Source organism: Bradyrhizobium diazoefficiens USDA 110 (assembly GCF_000011365.1).
Taxonomy (GTDB): domain Bacteria; phylum Pseudomonadota; class Alphaproteobacteria; order Rhizobiales; family Xanthobacteraceae; genus Bradyrhizobium; species Bradyrhizobium diazoefficiens.
In genome coordinates, this window is the sequence record NC_004463.1 from 4250608 (window position 1) to 4265057 (window position 14450).

16 protein-coding genes are annotated in these 14450 nt (G+C 65.3%); 10 read left to right on the forward strand and 6 right to left on the reverse strand.

Annotated elements, in window-relative coordinates:
• Nucleotides 1–33 precede the first annotated feature (33 nt).
• The 3 genes from BJA_RS18980 to BJA_RS18990 all read left to right on the forward strand — a co-directional run bounded on the left by BJA_RS18980 (nt 34) and on the right by BJA_RS18990 (nt 2072).
• Nucleotides 34–360 (forward strand): hypothetical protein, encoded by a 327-nt coding sequence (locus tag BJA_RS18980; RefSeq protein WP_028170891.1) that lies wholly within the window; start codon nt 34–36, stop codon nt 358–360.
• Between the two features lie 109 nt (nt 361–469).
• On the forward strand, nt 470–1726 hold the full coding sequence (locus tag BJA_RS18985) for a cytochrome P450 family protein (RefSeq protein WP_011086613.1): 1257 nt from the start codon (nt 470–472) through the stop codon (nt 1724–1726).
• 112 nt (nt 1727–1838) lie between these two features.
• Nucleotides 1839–2072, forward strand: coding sequence for a hypothetical protein (locus tag BJA_RS18990; protein WP_028170893.1), 234 nt, complete (start codon nt 1839–1841; stop codon nt 2070–2072).
• A 22-nt stretch (nt 2073–2094) separates the two neighbouring features.
• Here BJA_RS18990 and BJA_RS18995 read toward each other — a convergent pair whose 3' ends face one another.
• From BJA_RS18995 to BJA_RS19010, 4 genes are all read right to left on the reverse strand, one after another.
• Nucleotides 2095–3348 (reverse strand): DUF763 domain-containing protein, encoded by a 1254-nt coding sequence (locus tag BJA_RS18995; protein ID WP_011086615.1) that lies wholly within the window; start codon nt 3346–3348, stop codon nt 2095–2097.
• Between the two features lie 157 nt (nt 3349–3505).
• Nucleotides 3506–4429, reverse strand: a complete 924-nt coding sequence (locus tag BJA_RS19000; protein ID WP_011086616.1) for a PepSY-associated TM helix domain-containing protein — start codon at nt 4427–4429, stop codon at nt 3506–3508.
• A 180-nt stretch (nt 4430–4609) separates the two neighbouring features.
• The gene (locus tag BJA_RS19005; RefSeq protein ID WP_038966265.1) at nt 4610–5413 is read right to left on the reverse strand and encodes an ABC transporter substrate-binding protein; all 804 of its coding nucleotides are present in this window, start codon (nt 5411–5413) and stop codon (nt 4610–4612) included.
• Between the two features lie 14 nt (nt 5414–5427).
• The gene (locus tag BJA_RS19010; protein WP_011086618.1) at nt 5428–6405 is read right to left on the reverse strand and encodes a tripartite tricarboxylate transporter substrate binding protein; all 978 of its coding nucleotides are present in this window, start codon (nt 6403–6405) and stop codon (nt 5428–5430) included.
• Between the two features lie 108 nt (nt 6406–6513).
• On the opposite strand from BJA_RS19010, the gene BJA_RS19015 reads away from it, so the two are divergent.
• From BJA_RS19015 to BJA_RS19045, 7 genes are all read left to right on the forward strand, one after another.
• Entirely contained in the window at nt 6514–7218 is a 705-nt protein-coding gene (locus BJA_RS19015; RefSeq protein ID WP_028170897.1) for a TetR/AcrR family transcriptional regulator, read from the forward strand.
• Between the two features lie 29 nt (nt 7219–7247).
• The gene (locus BJA_RS19020) at nt 7248–8132 is read left to right on the forward strand and encodes an amidohydrolase family protein (RefSeq protein ID WP_011086620.1); all 885 of its coding nucleotides are present in this window, start codon (nt 7248–7250) and stop codon (nt 8130–8132) included.
• A complete protein-coding gene (gene dctA, locus BJA_RS19025) occupies nt 8129–9430 on the forward strand; it encodes a C4-dicarboxylate transporter DctA (protein ID WP_011086621.1) in 1302 nt (433 codons plus the stop codon). Before BJA_RS19020 ends, dctA begins: the two co-directional genes overlap by 4 nt.
• Before the next feature lie 67 nt (nt 9431–9497).
• Nucleotides 9498–10211, forward strand: a complete 714-nt coding sequence (locus tag BJA_RS19030; protein ID WP_011086622.1) for a PIG-L deacetylase family protein — start codon at nt 9498–9500, stop codon at nt 10209–10211.
• Nucleotides 10208–10891 (forward strand): 4-carboxy-4-hydroxy-2-oxoadipate aldolase/oxaloacetate decarboxylase, encoded by a 684-nt coding sequence (locus BJA_RS19035; protein WP_011086623.1) that lies wholly within the window; start codon nt 10208–10210, stop codon nt 10889–10891. Before BJA_RS19030 ends, BJA_RS19035 begins: the two co-directional genes overlap by 4 nt.
• Before the next feature lie 27 nt (nt 10892–10918).
• Complete coding sequence (locus BJA_RS19040) at nt 10919–11788, forward strand: ABC transporter substrate-binding protein (protein WP_011086624.1); 870 nt, start codon at nt 10919–10921, stop codon at nt 11786–11788.
• Nucleotides 11785–12708 carry a DUF1932 domain-containing protein gene (locus tag BJA_RS19045; protein ID WP_162494215.1) on the forward strand — a complete coding sequence of 308 codons (924 nt, stop codon included), beginning with the start codon at nt 11785–11787 and terminating at the stop codon, nt 12706–12708. The genes BJA_RS19040 and BJA_RS19045 overlap by 4 nt, the downstream gene beginning before the upstream one ends.
• An 18-nt stretch (nt 12709–12726) precedes the next feature.
• On the opposite strand, the gene BJA_RS19050 is transcribed toward BJA_RS19045, so the two are convergent.
• Nucleotides 12727–13032: a hypothetical protein gene (locus BJA_RS19050; protein WP_038966273.1), complete on the reverse strand. Its 306-nt coding sequence runs from the start codon at nt 13030–13032 to the stop codon at nt 12727–12729.
• Between the two features lie 175 nt (nt 13033–13207).
• Complete coding sequence (locus tag BJA_RS19055) at nt 13208–14413, reverse strand: amidohydrolase family protein (protein ID WP_011086627.1); 1206 nt, start codon at nt 14411–14413, stop codon at nt 13208–13210.
• Between the last annotated feature and the right edge of the window lie 37 nt (nt 14414–14450).

The window sequence follows — 14450 nt, forward strand, 5'->3', positions numbered from 1 at the left end:
TACACTGTGGGAACGAATCAGCGGAGTTTCCACATGGTTGCGGACAGCGACAGCAACATCGCCTGGCACCGGGTTCAGTTGAAGAAGAACCGCGCCGAGTTGAAGGCGCTCGAGACGGCGCGCTTCACGATGGGCGAGATCGCCTCGTCGAAGCGGAACGGCCAGACCCAGAAGGCGGTTGCAGAACTGAAGCGCAAGATCGCGCAGTCGGAACGCGCGATCGCCGATTACGACAAGCGCACGCGCCGTCCGCTTACCACCGACCTGCAAAGCCTCAGCAGCGGCAGCTGGAGCCATTGGGACGCCTACACCAACCAGCAGCAACGCAAGACCGGGCCGCGCTCGCCGGGCCGCGGATAGGCTCTGGTCGCGAGCATCGCGCTGGCGCAGCCAGCACCGGTTCCGGCCCTTGCACGTGGGTCCGCGCGCACCATCTGGTTGAGACGCCACCAACCAATCCGGTGATCCCATGGCACCGCGCCTCGATTTCACCAGCGAGGCCTTCTTTCGCGATCCGCCCGCGGCGATCGCGGCGCTGCGCGCCTCGGGCCCCGTGGTTGCGACGCGATTTCCTCTCGTCGGCGATGTCTGGATCACCACGACCCATGACGCCACCGCTGAGGTCCTGAAGGACGGCACCACCTTCACGCTGCGCAAGGAGGACGGCAAAGTTGCCGGCCTGCGCTGGTGGATGCCGAAGCTCGTCACCACCATCGCCAACAACATGCTGACCATGGACGAGCCCGATCACACGCGGCTGCGCAGCATCGTGGACGAGGCATTTCGCCGCCGCGCGATCGTGGCGATGGAGCCACGCATTCGCGCCATCGCCGACGGTTTGGCGAACGACCTGTTTGCCGATGGCAGCCCGGCCGACCTCGTCCAGTGTTACGCCCGCATCCTGCCGGTGTCGGTGATCTGCGAGCTGCTGGGCCTGCCCGCGGCCGATCGCCCGAGATTCATCGCCTGGGCCAACAAGATGTCGTCGCTGACGAATGTCGTCAGCTTCTTCCGCCTGCTGTTCGCGTTCCGCAAGATGCGCGCCTACCTCGAACGGCAGTTGCAGATCGCGCGCGTGCGGGGCGGCGAGGGCCTGATCGCCGAGCTGGTCCAGGTCGAGCTCGAGGGCGGCCAGATCACGCCGGACGAAATGGTGTCGATGGTGTTCCTGCTGCTCGCGGCAGGCTCGGAGACCACCACGCATCTGATCAGCGGTTCGGTCTACGAGCTGCTCAGGAATCCGGCCTTGCGCGACTGGCTGGAGGAGGATTGGAGCCGCATCTCGCTCGCCGTCGAGGAATTCCTGCGCTTCGTCTCGCCCGTGCAGTTTTCCAAACCGCGCTATCTGCGGCGGGATGTCGAGCTTGCGGGCGTACGGCTGAAGAAGGGCGACCGTGTCATGGTCATGCTTGCCGCCGCCAATATGGACCCGGCGGTGCACGATCGCCCGGAGCGGCTCGACCTTACGCGCAAGCCGAACCGCCACATGTCGTTCGGAACGGGAATTCATTTCTGTCTCGGCCACCAGCTTGCGCGGATCGAGGCGACTTGCGCGTTGCAGGCGCTGCTTGCGCGATGGCCGAAACTCGAGCTCGCCGTGGACCCCGCGCAAATCCACTGGCGCAAGCGGCCGGGTATGCGTGCGATCGCGCGATTGCCTGTCGTTGCCGGCGGGAACCGCAGGCCGAGCCGTGGTGCCGCCGCCGAGCCGTTGCTCGCGGACTGACGCAGCGCACGCCGTGCCGGGAACAATGGCGCGCATCATCTTGCGTGGAGTGCGAAACAATCTCCGTCGCGCAGGCGTTGCACCAATGCACGCAGCAGCAAGGGAGCAGTCCATGCCCAACGGCGGCAAGACGCATATCGGATCAGGCGCGCGCGGCAAGGGCGCGGGGACTGGCGCACTCACGGACATCGCAAAGGACAAGGTCGGCGACAACATGATCCTGTCGAACCGCGACAAGGCGCAACATTCCGACATTCGCGGCATGGACGGAAAGTTCATCCAGACGGAGCAGTACCAGGATCATTCGGCCAACCGGCTGCTCGACGACGAGGAGGCTGAAGACTAGGCGAGAGCCCCGAGCGGCAGCTTCAGGAGCCGGCCGATTTCTTCGAAGCGACGAGATCGCGCTCCCAGCCGAAGACGGAGCGGCCGTCGAGCTCGGGAGAGGCCGCGCGCTCGCCGGCGATGTAAGCCTCGACCGACGGTCCACGCGCGGTCCGCTCCAGCCGTCGCGCCTGGTCGTCGAGACGCCTGAGCGCCTGCATCTCTTCCTCGCGTCCGAGTTTTGCGTTCTGGATCGCGCCTTTCAGCACGCGGATGGTCTCGTCATAGACCTTGATCGGGACGGGGTAGGGGTGCCGGTCCTTGCCGCCATGAGCGAGCGAGAAACGGGCGGGATCGTTGAAGCGATAGGGGGCGCCGTGCACGACCTCGGCCACCATCGCCAGCGAACGCACCGTGCGGGCGCCGACGCCGGGCGTCAGCAACAGCTCCGGGAAGTCGACGGGGCCACGCTCGGCGGCCGCAGCCAGCGTGCCGTGCAGCCGCCGCGCGAACACGTCCTTGGGCCTGACATCGTGATGCGCGGGCATGATCAGGTGCGGCAGCATCGCCTGCGCCGGTTCGGGTGCGGCTCCGGTGAGCCGCTCGAATTCGGCGACGATGCGATCGGGACCGAGATCGCCGAGGAGTTCGAGCTGCGCGCTGCGCGAGATATCGGCGCGGTGGTCGGTGAGATTGACGATTTCGCCTTGCTGCGGCCCGTCGATCGCGCTGTGCGGCGCGTCGACGAAACTCTTCAAGGCCTCGGAATGCCAGTGATAGCGGCGGGCCTGCCGCTTGTCGCCGTTCATGCCCTGCTGCACCACCGTCCACTTGGCGTCGGCCGTGACGAAGAAGCCGTGGAGATAGAGGTCGAAGCCGTCCTGCACGGCCGCGCTGTCCACCTTCGCGACCAGCCGGCTGGCGCGGGTGAGCTTTACGCCGTCGAAGCCGACGCGCTCGCCGAGCTGCAACAGCTCGTCCGGCGTCTTGCGCGAATGCTGGCCCCGGCCACCGCAAACATAGATCCCGAGTTCGTCCTGCAGCGGGCCGAGCCCGCGCTTCAGCGCGCCGATCACGGAGGTGGTGATCCCCGAGGAGTGCCAGTCCATCCCCATTACGGCACCGAACGACTGGAACCAGAACGGATGCGACAGCCGCTGGAGAAATGCATCGCGGCCGTAATGATGCACGATCGCCTGCGTGACGATCGCGCCAAGCGAGGCCATGCGGCTCGCGAGCCACGGCGGAACCCGTCCGGTGTGGAGAGGAAGATCGGCGCTGCCGGTACGTCTGGTCATGGGTGCGGCAGACTAGCGCGATCCGGCGACCGTTGCACGAGGGGAATGCTGCATTGTGCTGCGCGACGAGGGAAAGGCCGGTGACCATCCCTCTCGATAGGATGCGGGACGCTCAGCCGGGCCGGCGCGCGCAGTTGAACGCGTACGCGTTCTCCGATCAGGCGGCCTTGGCAACGGTTGCGCCAGGTTGCTTGTTCGATCGCGCTCGCGGCTTGCGCAGCTTCCGTCGCGCCCAGATCAGGAGGCCCGTCGACAGCAGCGTTAGCAGTGCGATCGACGTCACGACGTTCAGAGGCGAAGCGATCAGGGCCGACCAGTTTCCCTCATGGATCAGGCGCGGCCAGTTGCGCGGCAGCGGTGTGACGCCCGATGAATTGACGGCATAGGCGCGCAGCTCCCCGTCCTCATAGATCCGCGCCATCATGCGACCGCCGCGCGCGCCGATCGAGATCACATGCGACAGCTCGTGCGAATCTGCGACCATGCGAACAGCGTCGGGCAAGGCAACGGGACGTCCGCCGCCGCCTGGAGCGGCGCCGCTCTGGAACGTCAGGCCGAACGCCATGCACAGGCCGGTCAGCGGGCTCAGCAGGATCAGGGGCAACGCAAACCATGCGGTGCCCTTGTGCCATCCGGACAGCGAATTGCGCAGGCGCGGCAGTCCCATGACGAGGCCGAGCACCATCAGGGACACCATGGCGATGGTCGAGCTTGTCACCAGCCACGCCTGGCCGAGCAGCCGTTCATGCGTGACGCGGGCCCACAGGAAGAGATCGGGGAGGCTGGAGCCCGCGGCAGCGGGCTCGCCCGTTGCGAGATCGATCGCCGAGGTGCCGGCGCCTTGCAGCGTCATGCGCTGGCTCGCGGCATTGACCGAAAGCCCGCGCGCCTTGCTATCCGGATCATACCGTTTCACCAGCTCGACGATGCGCCCGGCGTCGATCGCCGGACCACTGATGCCACTGACTTGCACCAGCGGCTCGAAGGACAGAATCAGTCCGGTGGCGATGATCGCGAGCAGGGGCAGCGCGAAGACCAGCGTGATCCATCGATGCAGTGTCAACAATAGAGGTTTGTTCATTCTCGGTCTCCGGCGATCTCACGCTTTCGTCGCCCAGCGCAGCCAAGAAGACCAATGACGCTTTGTCCATGTTGCTGCGTTGATTTGCAGCAAACGGAGTAAGCGATGTTGGCGAATGCCAATCGCTTGCACCTGGGCGGAGAGAGTCTGGCGGTCCGCGGAGCGGGCGGAGAATTGAGTCTACTTGCGCGTCGCCTTGGTCGCGCCGCGCAGGCCGGCCTGCTGCTGGATCGTGTCCAGCGCGCCGGAGGACTGCTCTTCCGTCACGAAGCGATTGAGCATGGGAAGCGCGTCCTCGCGTCCCCGGGGGATCGCGATGGCCATGTGCTCCAGCCCCCAATTGCCGTCGAGGATTTTCGCGCCCGGCATCTGGTCGGACATCTCGAACAGCGTCGGCTTGTTGGTGGCGTAAAGGTCGATCTCGCCGCGCCCGAACATGCCGATGGCGGCCTTGACGCTTTCGGCGGGAACGATGGTCGCGTTCTTGAACTTCGCCGGCAGCGTTCGCTCGGAGGTCGAGCCTTTGGTGACGCCGATCTTCACGCCGGGCTTGTCGATATCCTCGACCTTGCCGACCGGCGAGTTCGCCGGAACGAGATAGCCGAGCTCGATCGCCAGCACGGGCTGGCTGAAGCTGACCTCGCTGGCACGGGCCGGCGTGGCATTGGTCACGGTGAAATCGACCCGGCCGTCGTGAATCGCGGTGACGATGTCGGCGACGCGCTCGAACCTGACATAGTCGACGCCGACGCCGAGCCGTTTTGCAAGCTCGCCGCCGAGATCGTAGGCGAGGCCGTGCGGCTTGCCGGCCGCATCTGTTACCATCGAGGTCGGGCTGCCCGGATAGATGCCGACCCGCAAGGTGCCGCTCGGCGCCAGGAGCTTTGCTTCGCCGTCGGCCTTCGCGAACGAGCCGGAGAGGCCGACGGTTGCAAACGCGAGCAGGGCGGCGAGCGCACCGTGCCTCCAGGAAGATATCCTCATCAGACGATCCCGCCTTACTGCGCGCGGATGTTGGCGGCCTTCAGCACCGGCTCCCATTTGGTCGCCTCGGCGTGCATGTAGGCATCAAAGTCCTTGGCGGAGGAGCCGACCGGAGCTGCGCCGATCTTGCCGAGCGTCGACAGCACGCTGGGGTCTTGCAGCGCGGCCTTGAGGTCGGTCTCGAGCTTGGACACGATCTCCGGCGGCATTTTTGCCGGGCCCAGCACGCCCCACCAGACCGAGACGTCGTAGCCTGGCACGCCAGCCTCGGCGATGGTCGGAACATCCGGCAGCGCCTTGGAGCGTTCGGCTGATGTCACCGCGAGAGCGCGCACCGGGCCGCCTTCGAGCTGGCCGATCGCCTCTGCAAGCGGATTGATGCTGAGCGGGATCTCGCCGGCGATGACGGCGGTCAGTGCCGGCGCGCCGCCCTTGTAGGGGATCGCGACGATCTTGGTGCCGGACATGTATTTGAGCAGCTCGCCGGCAAGATGCGCGGACGTGCCGTTGCCGGACATGCCGTAGGAGAGCTTGTCCGGCTCCTTCTTGGCAGCGGCCAGGAGATCGCCGAGCGTCTTGTAGGGGCTGTCCTTCGCCACCACGATTGCGAGTGGAGAAGAGGCCACTTCGGCGATCGCAGTGAAATCCTTGAACGTGTCATAGGGCACGCTCGGGTAGATGAACTGGTTGAGCGGATGGCCGCTCGCGACCAGGATCAGCGTGTAGCCGTCCGGCGCGGCCTGCGTCAGCGCCTGCGAGGCGACGATGCCGCCGGCGCCGGGACGGTTGTCGATCACCGGCTGCTGGCCCCAGGTCTTGGCCAGCGCCTGGCCGAGCGTGCGCGCGAGCACATCGACCGCGCCCCCGGCCGCGTAGGGCACCAGGATGTGGACCGGCTTGCTCGGATAATTCTCAGCCTGCGCGGCGTTCGCCGCCAGCAGCAAGCCCGCACCGACCACGAGCCGACCAATTGTTGTGTTCAAACCCAGCATTTTCCCAGCACTCCATTCGCCCCTGCTGCGGTCTTCCGAACCGCCCGGGGACGTCTCGCATCGTTGTTGTTGACGAGACCTGATCTTTTGTACGATAGTACAAATAACATGGTACGCAAGCCCACCAGCAAGGAAACGGCCCGCAAGCCGAACATGCGCGAGGCGATCCTCGCCGCGGCCGAGGAGCTGTTCGCCACCAACGGCTTCAATGCTGTGTCCGTGCGCGACATCGCACAGGCCGCCGGCGCCAATCCCGGCAGCGTGACCTATCATTTCAAGACCAAGGACGGCCTGCTGCTGGAGATCTACCGGCGCCATTGCGGGCCGATGAATCTCCGCCGCTCCGAGCTGCTCGCCGCCGCCAGGCGCGTGCGCGATCTCCAGGACCGGCTGGAGGCGATCGTGCGGGCCTATGTGGTGCCGGCCTTCACCTCGGGCAGTGATCTTGCCGGTGGCGGGGCGCGCTTTACGCGGCTGCGTGCCGTGATGTCGGCGGAAGGCAACGAGGTTGCGCGAAAAATCATCGCGCAGACCTTCGACGACACCAGCCACGCCTTCATCGACGCGGTCCACGAGAGCCTGCCGCACATTCCGCGCACCGACATCGTATGGCGCAGCCATTTCCTGCTCGGTGCACTCTATTATTCGCTGGTGACGCCGGACCGCGTCTCACGCCTGTCGCGTGGCGAGGCCGACGGCAGCGACGCGGCCAGCGCCATCGAGCAATTGGTGCAAGCCACCGTCGCCGCGTTCCAGGCACCGCCGCTCGACCAGCCGGCGCGCCGGCGGGCTGTGGCCAGCAGCAAGACTTGAAGAAGCGGTCACGCTCGGCGGTTCGACTGATGACGATGATGTACACGCCGACCATTCCGCCGCCCGATCCGAACACGCGCACGCCAAAGTTCAAGCTGCCGAAACTGTCGTGCGACGCGCATTGCCACATCTTCGGGCCCGGCGCGAAATATCCCTATGCGCGCGATCGTTCCTACACGCCGCCGGACGCACCGCTGGAGGATTTCCGTGCGCTGCACGCCAAGCTCGGGGTGGAGCGGGCGGTCATCGTCAATGCGAGCGTGCACGGGACCGACAACACGGTCGCGCTCGATGCGATCGCAGAGGGCAATGGCGCCTACCGTGCGGTTGCCAATATCGACGACACCATCACCGAACGCGGACTTCGCGTGCTGCACGACGGCGGCTTCCGCGGCTGCCGCTTCAATTTCGTCCGCCATCTCGGCGGCGTTCCCGACAAGCGCGTGTTCGACCGCATCGTTGCGATGGTCGCGCCGCTCGGCTGGCACATCGACCTGCATTTCGACGCGATCGACCTGCCTGAATATGCCGACATGCTGACCAAGCTGCCGCTGAGCTACACCATCGACCACATGGGGCGGGTGAAGGCGTCGGACGGGCTCGACCAGCTTCCGTTCAGGATTTTGATCGAGCTGATGCAGCGCGACGAGAAATGCTGGGTCAAGATCTGCGGCTCCGAGCGTGTGTCCTCGGCCGGCCCGCCCTTCACTGACGCCGTGCCGTTTGCGCGCAAGATCGTCGAGACTGCGGTTGACCGTGTCATCTGGGGCACGGACTGGCCGCATCCCAACGTCAAGGTGATGCCGAATGACGGCGACCTCGTCGATTTGATCCCGCTGTTCGCGCCGGAGCCGGAGGTCCAGCAGAAGATCCTCGTCGACAACCCCGCGCGCCTGTTCGAGTTCGACCAATGACGTCATTCGCGATCGACAAGCCGCGCGGCCGCGCCTGGTGGAAGGAGCTCTGGATCCAGGTGCTCATCGCCATGGCGGCCGGCATCGCGCTTGGGATCGTAAGCCCCGAGGCGGGTGCCAAGATGCAGCCGCTTGGGGATGCCTTCATCAAGGCGATCCGGATGCTGATCGCGCCGATCATCTTCTGCACCGTCGTGCACGGCATCGCCCATATGGCCGACATGGCGCGCGTCGGGCGCGTCGCGGTGAAGGCGATCGTCTATTTCGAGATCATGACCACGATCGCGCTGATCATCGGTCTTGTTGCGGTGAACCTGCTCAGGCCTGGCGTCGGCATGAACATCGATCCCGCCAGCATCAATGCCAGCGCGATCGAGCCTTATGTCAAGCAGACGAGCGTCATCGGCTTCGTGCCGTTCCTGATGAACATCGTTCCCGCCACGTTCATTGGCGCGTTTGCCGAGGGCAACATCCTCCAGGTGCTGTTCATCTCCGTTCTGTGCGGCTTTGCATTGGTGCAGCTCGGCGAGCGCGCCGCGCCGCTGGTGCATCTGATCGACCTCGCCGCCAAGATGGTGTTCGCCGTCGTCGGCTTCGTGATGTGGGCGGCGCCGATCGGGGCATTCGGCGCCATTGCCTTCACGGTCGGCAAGTTCGGCGTCGGCTCGCTGGCCTCGCTCGGTAAGCTGCTGGGCGGCTTCTATCTCACTTGCGTCATCTTCATCATCGTGGCGCTCGGTCCCGTGGCGCGGCTGTGCGGCTTCTCGCTGCTCAAGCTGATCCGTTACATCTGGGAAGAGCTGCTGATCTGCATCGCCACGACCTCGTCCGAGACCGTGCTGCCGCGGATGCTGACCAAGCTGGAGAAGGCGGGCTGCGAGAAGAGCGTGGTTGGCCTCGTCATCCCGACCGGCTATTCCTTCAATCTCGACGGCACTTGTCTTTACCTCGCCGCGGCCTCGGTGTTCCTGGCGCAGGCGACCAACACGCCGTTCGGGCTCGCCGAGCAGGTCGAGCTGCTGCTGATCCTGCTCGTGACCTCCAAGGGCGCGGCGGGCATTGCAGGCGCGGCCTTCGTCGTGCTGGCGGCGACGCTGTCGGCGACCGGCACCATTCCGGTGACGAGCGTCGCGCTGGTGCTCGGCATCCACCGCCTGATGTCGCAGGGGCTGACGCCGACCAATTTGATCGGGAACGCGGTTGCGACCATCGCGATTGCCAAATGGGAAGGCGCGCTCGACGGCGAGCGCCTGCGGCGCGTGCTCGACGGCGAGGAACAAGCGGCCATCACGGCCTGATGAATTGGCTGCCTGCACGAGGCGGGCGGCCTATGATGCCTACGAACGAAAGAGGGGAGTTTGTCCCATGAAAACAGGTCTCGTCGTCACCGCCCATCCGGGCGATTTCGTCTGGCGCGCCGGCGGCGCCATCGCGCTGCATGCGAAAAAGGGCTATCGCATGAAGATCGTCTGCATGTCCTTCGGCGAGCGCGGCGAAAGCCAGTTCGCGTGGAAAGAAAAGGGCGCGACGCTGGAATCGGTCAAGGCCGGCCGCAAGGACGAGGCGGAGCGGGCGGCCAAGCTGCTCGGTGCCGAGATCGAGTTCTTCGACTGCGGCGACTATCCGCTGAAGCTGACGGAAGCGCATTTCGACCGCATGGTCGACATCTACCGCGAACTCAATCCGAGCTTCGTGCTGACGCATGCGCTGGAAGACCCCTATAATTTTGACCATCCGAACGCCGCGCATTTCGCGCAGGAGACCCGCGTGGTCGCGCAGGCCATGGGCCACAAGCCCGGCGCGCAGTACAAATATTCGGCTCCGCCGGTGTTCCTGTTCGAGCCGCACCAGCCGGAGCAGTGCAACTACAAGCCGGACCTGCTCCTCAAGATCGATGAGGTCTGGAAGGAGAAGTACGAGGCGTTCCAGATCCTGGCCGCACAGAAGCATCTCTGGGGCTATTACGAGCGCGTTGCGCTCAACCGCGGCATCCAGGGCAGCCGCAACACCGGCGTGCCGATGACCTATGGCGAGGCCTATCAGCGTCTGTTCCCGACGGTTGCGGAGGAGCTCGCATGAAGTCCGTCGTCGTTCGCAGCATCAAGCGTGCCGATCCCGCCGGAATGGCAGAGTACGGCGTCTCGACCGTGCACGAGGCCTATGGCCGCATCGGCCTGATGAAGCCGTATCTGCGGCCGGTCTGGGCAGGTGCGTCGATTGCCGGCCCGGCCGTCACCGTGCTAGCGCAGCCCGGCGACAACTGGATGATCCATGTCGCGGTCGAGCAGTGCAGGAAAGGCGACATCCTCGTCGTCGGCTGCACCACCGACAACACCGATGGCATGTTCGGCGAGCTGCTCGCGACCTCGCTCCAGGCGCGTGGCGTGCAGGGGCTGATCATCGATGCCGGCTGCCGCGACGTCAAAGCGCTGCACGAGATGAAGTTTCCGGTGTGGTCGCGCGCGGTCTCGGCCAAGGGCACGGTCAAGGCTACGCTCGGCTCGGTCAACGTCCCCGTGGTCTGCGCCGGCGTCAACGTCGATCCCGGCGACATCATCGTCGCCGATGACGACGGCGTGGTGGTGGTGCCGAAGCGCTATGCGGCCGAGGTCGCCGAAAAGGCGAACAAGCGCAACGCGGACGAAGGCGGCAAGCGCAAGCGGCTGGCCTCGGGCGAACTCGGTCTCGACATGTACAGCATGCGCGAGGCGCTGGCGAAGGCCGGTCTTGTCTATGTCGACAATCCCGAGGACGTCTGAGCGAAATAAGGGAAGCGGAGCGGGCGGATGGATCGTCTCAAGCTGAAGGCCGTGCTCGGCAGTCACCCCCATGTGCAGGCGGTGAAGGGCGGCGAGCTGCGCTCCGACCTGTTCGACCTCGACTTCATCGAGTACACGCCGACCAACACCGCGTTCAAGCCGATGGTGCGCGAGCAGGCGTTCGATGTCTGCGAGATGGCGATCGTCACCTATCTGATGGCGAAGGCCCACGGCAAGCCGCTGGTGCTGCTGCCGGCGACCATGCTCGGGCGTTTCCAGCATTCCTATGCGCTGTATAACCCCTCGCATGGGACGCTTGGGCCCTCCGATCTCGAAGGCAAGCGCGTCGGCATCCGCTCCTTCACGACGACGACGGGCGCCTGGATCAGGGGCATCCTCGCCAACGATTACGGCGTCGATCTCGACAACATTCGCTGGGTGACGTTCGAGGATCCGCATGTCGCCGAATATGTCGACACCACCGAGCGCGCGCCGAAGGACAAGAAGCCCCTGCAGATGCTGATCGACGGCGAACTGGATGCCGTCCTCGGCGAGACCTCCAACGATCCCAGGCTGAAGCCGCTGTTCCCGGATCCGGCGACGGAGGCCGCGAAATGGTATGCCCGGCGCGGCGTCGTGCCGATCAATCATCTCGTGGTCGTGACCGAGCGGCTTGCGACATCGCGGCCCGACGTGGTCGCGGGCGTCTATGATCTGCTCAAGCGGAACAAGGCGCAGGTGGGACCCGCCGCAACGCCGGACCTCGCCCCGTTCGGGATCGAAGCCAACAGGAAGCCGCTCGAATTGATCGTCGACTATGCATTCCAGCAGGCGTTGATCCCGCGCCGCTATGCGGTCGAGGAGCTGTTCGACGAGACGGCACGAGGATTGAACTGATGTCGGATCCGAGACGATGGCAGATCGGGCTGGTCGGCTATGGCGAGGTCGGCCGGATATTGGCCGAGGATTTGCGCCAGCAGGACATCAAGGTTGCCGCCTATGACATCAAGCTCGGGGGCGAGCAGGATACTGCGCTGAAACAGCATGCAGCGAAATTCGGCGTTGGCCTTGCCTCCTCTCACGCCGAGTTGACCGCGAAATCCGATTTCATCATCTCTGCGGTCACAGCAAGCCAGGCCGTTCCGGTCGCAAAGGCCTGCGCCGCCGCGATCAATCAGGGCACCTGGTTCCTCGATTTCAACTCGGCCTCGCCCGGCGCCAAGCAGCGCGCCGCCGCGCTGATCGACGGTGCTGCCGGGCGCTATGTCGAGGGTGCGGTGATGACTTCGGTGCCGCCGTATCGCATCAAGGTGCCGCTGCTGCTCGGCGGCCCCGGTGCCAGGGAGCTGGAGCCGCTGCTGAACGCGATCGGCTTTGCGGCGAAGGTCGCGAGCGACAAGCTCGGCGTGTCCTCCGCGGTGAAGATGTGCCGCAGCATCATGATCAAGGGCCTCGAGGCCATGGTCATCGAAAGCTTCACCACCGCGCGCGCCTATGGCGTGGAGGATGCCGTGCTTGCCTCGCTCGCAGAAACGTTTCCCGCCATCAATTGGGAGACGCAGGGCGCCTATTTCTTCCAGCGCGTGATCGAGCATGGCCGCCGGCGTGCCGAGGAGGTGCGCGAAGTTGCCGAGACGGTGCGCGAAGCGGGACTGACGCCGTGGTCGGCGCAGGGCACGGCCGAGCGGCAGGCCTGGGTCGCCGATCTCGCCGATGAAGGGCTGTTCGGCACCAGGGGCACCGGGGAGTTTGCCCGCAGCGCCGATTGGCGCATCGAGGCCGACCGGATCCTCGCGAAGATCAATCGCGCGAAGTAGGGCGACGCCGGCTCAGGACTATGCCGCGCGAACGCCCATGAGCTCGTCGCGGGTGCGTTCGATCAATGCCATCAGGCTTTCGGCCTTGCGGACCAGCCGATCGCTCGCGGCTTCGGTCCGGAATTCCGCGCGGATCGCCCGAATGCACTTGTCAGCCGTGTCGAGCGCCATAAGCGCACGTGTCAGGTCATCCTGAGTCTGGACATCAGCGAGATCTAGGTCCGACAGGACGTGCCCGATGCCGTCGAGCCGCTTCACGGCGACCTCGCTCGGTGTTCTTGCTCGAACGGAATGAATGTCGATGCTGCTGAATGCGCTGAACATGTCCATGCTTCCCCGTTGAATGCAGACTTCAGTGCAGGCCCTACTATGACCGGCACCGCGGGACTTGCAATGCGCGCACCTATCGGGAATCAGAGAGAATCTACTATCCGGGATTCTACCGTATTCGGAATTCTGGAAAGCTTGGCGGTAACATCGAACGGAAAGCGGCCGGTCGTCAGCCGGATTTCCCTACAATCCTGCCGTTCGCGGCGACGAGCCTGCCGTCCTTGTAGACGGAGCGCCCTTGCGGCACCGCGACGACGGCCTCGGGAACGTGTTCCGCATTCAGCGCCACGAAATCGGCCTTCGCGCCGATTCGCAGGCCATAGCCTTCGAGCCGGAGCGCCTTTGCGCCTGATGCGGTGACGACGTCGAATGCGGCGCGCAGTTCCTCATCGATGTTGAAGCCGGAACGGTAGCCGAGCGTCGTGGCCCGGCGCAGCATGTCGCCGTCGCCATAAGGCCACCAGGAATCGCGGATGTTGTCGTTGCCGCTGAAGACGGTCACGCCGGCATTGCGCAGGGCGAGGATCGGCGGAAACGGCCGCGCGCCCGGCGCGTTGGTCATGATCGCGACGCCGGAGCGGGCGAGGATCTCGGCGACCTTCTTGAGGTAATCCGCGGGGATGTCGCCGAGCCCGTAGGCGTGGCTGACTGCAACGCGCCCCTCCATGCCGAGCGCGCGCGTGCGTGCCGCAATCTGCTCGATCTCGAAGGCGCCCAATGTGCCCATGTCGTGCAGATGGATGTCAATGTCGACGCCGTGCTTATTGGCGACGCCGAACACGACGTCGAGATGCTTTTCAACGTCGCGATCGAAGCTCGCGGGATCGAGCCCGCCGACGAGGTTGGCGCCAAGCCCGATGGCCTCGTCGAGCAGTTGCGCCGTGCCCGGGCTCGACAGGATGCCGCTCTGGGGAAAGGCGACGAGCTGGATGTCGATCAGGCCGTTGTATTCCTCGCGCACGCGCAGGATCGTCTCGAGCGATTTCAAGCCGACCGAGCCGTCGACTATGACGTGGCTGCGCATCTGCGTAGTGCCGTGTCCGATGCAGAGATCGAGCTGGTTGCGCGCCCGCACGTCCATCGGCGCGGCCTCGGCCATGTTCTGCGCCTGGAAGGCGACGCGTTCGTGCACGTTGAATCCGTCGGCGCACGGCTTGTGCGGCCGCCAGGCGTCGCCATAGAAACTGGTGTCGAGATGAATGTGGCCTTCGACGAAGCCGGGAACGACGAGGGCATCTTTGAGGTCGATCGTCTCGGCACCGGCGGGTGGCTGGTCAACGGACGTGATTGCGGCGATGCGTCCGTCCTTGACCGCGATGTGATGGCGGGTGCCGCCGTCGAAGCGTGCGTTGAGGAAGAGTGTGTCGAAGGCCATCCGGTTCCTCCGTTGGATGATCTGCGGAGTGTTGCGC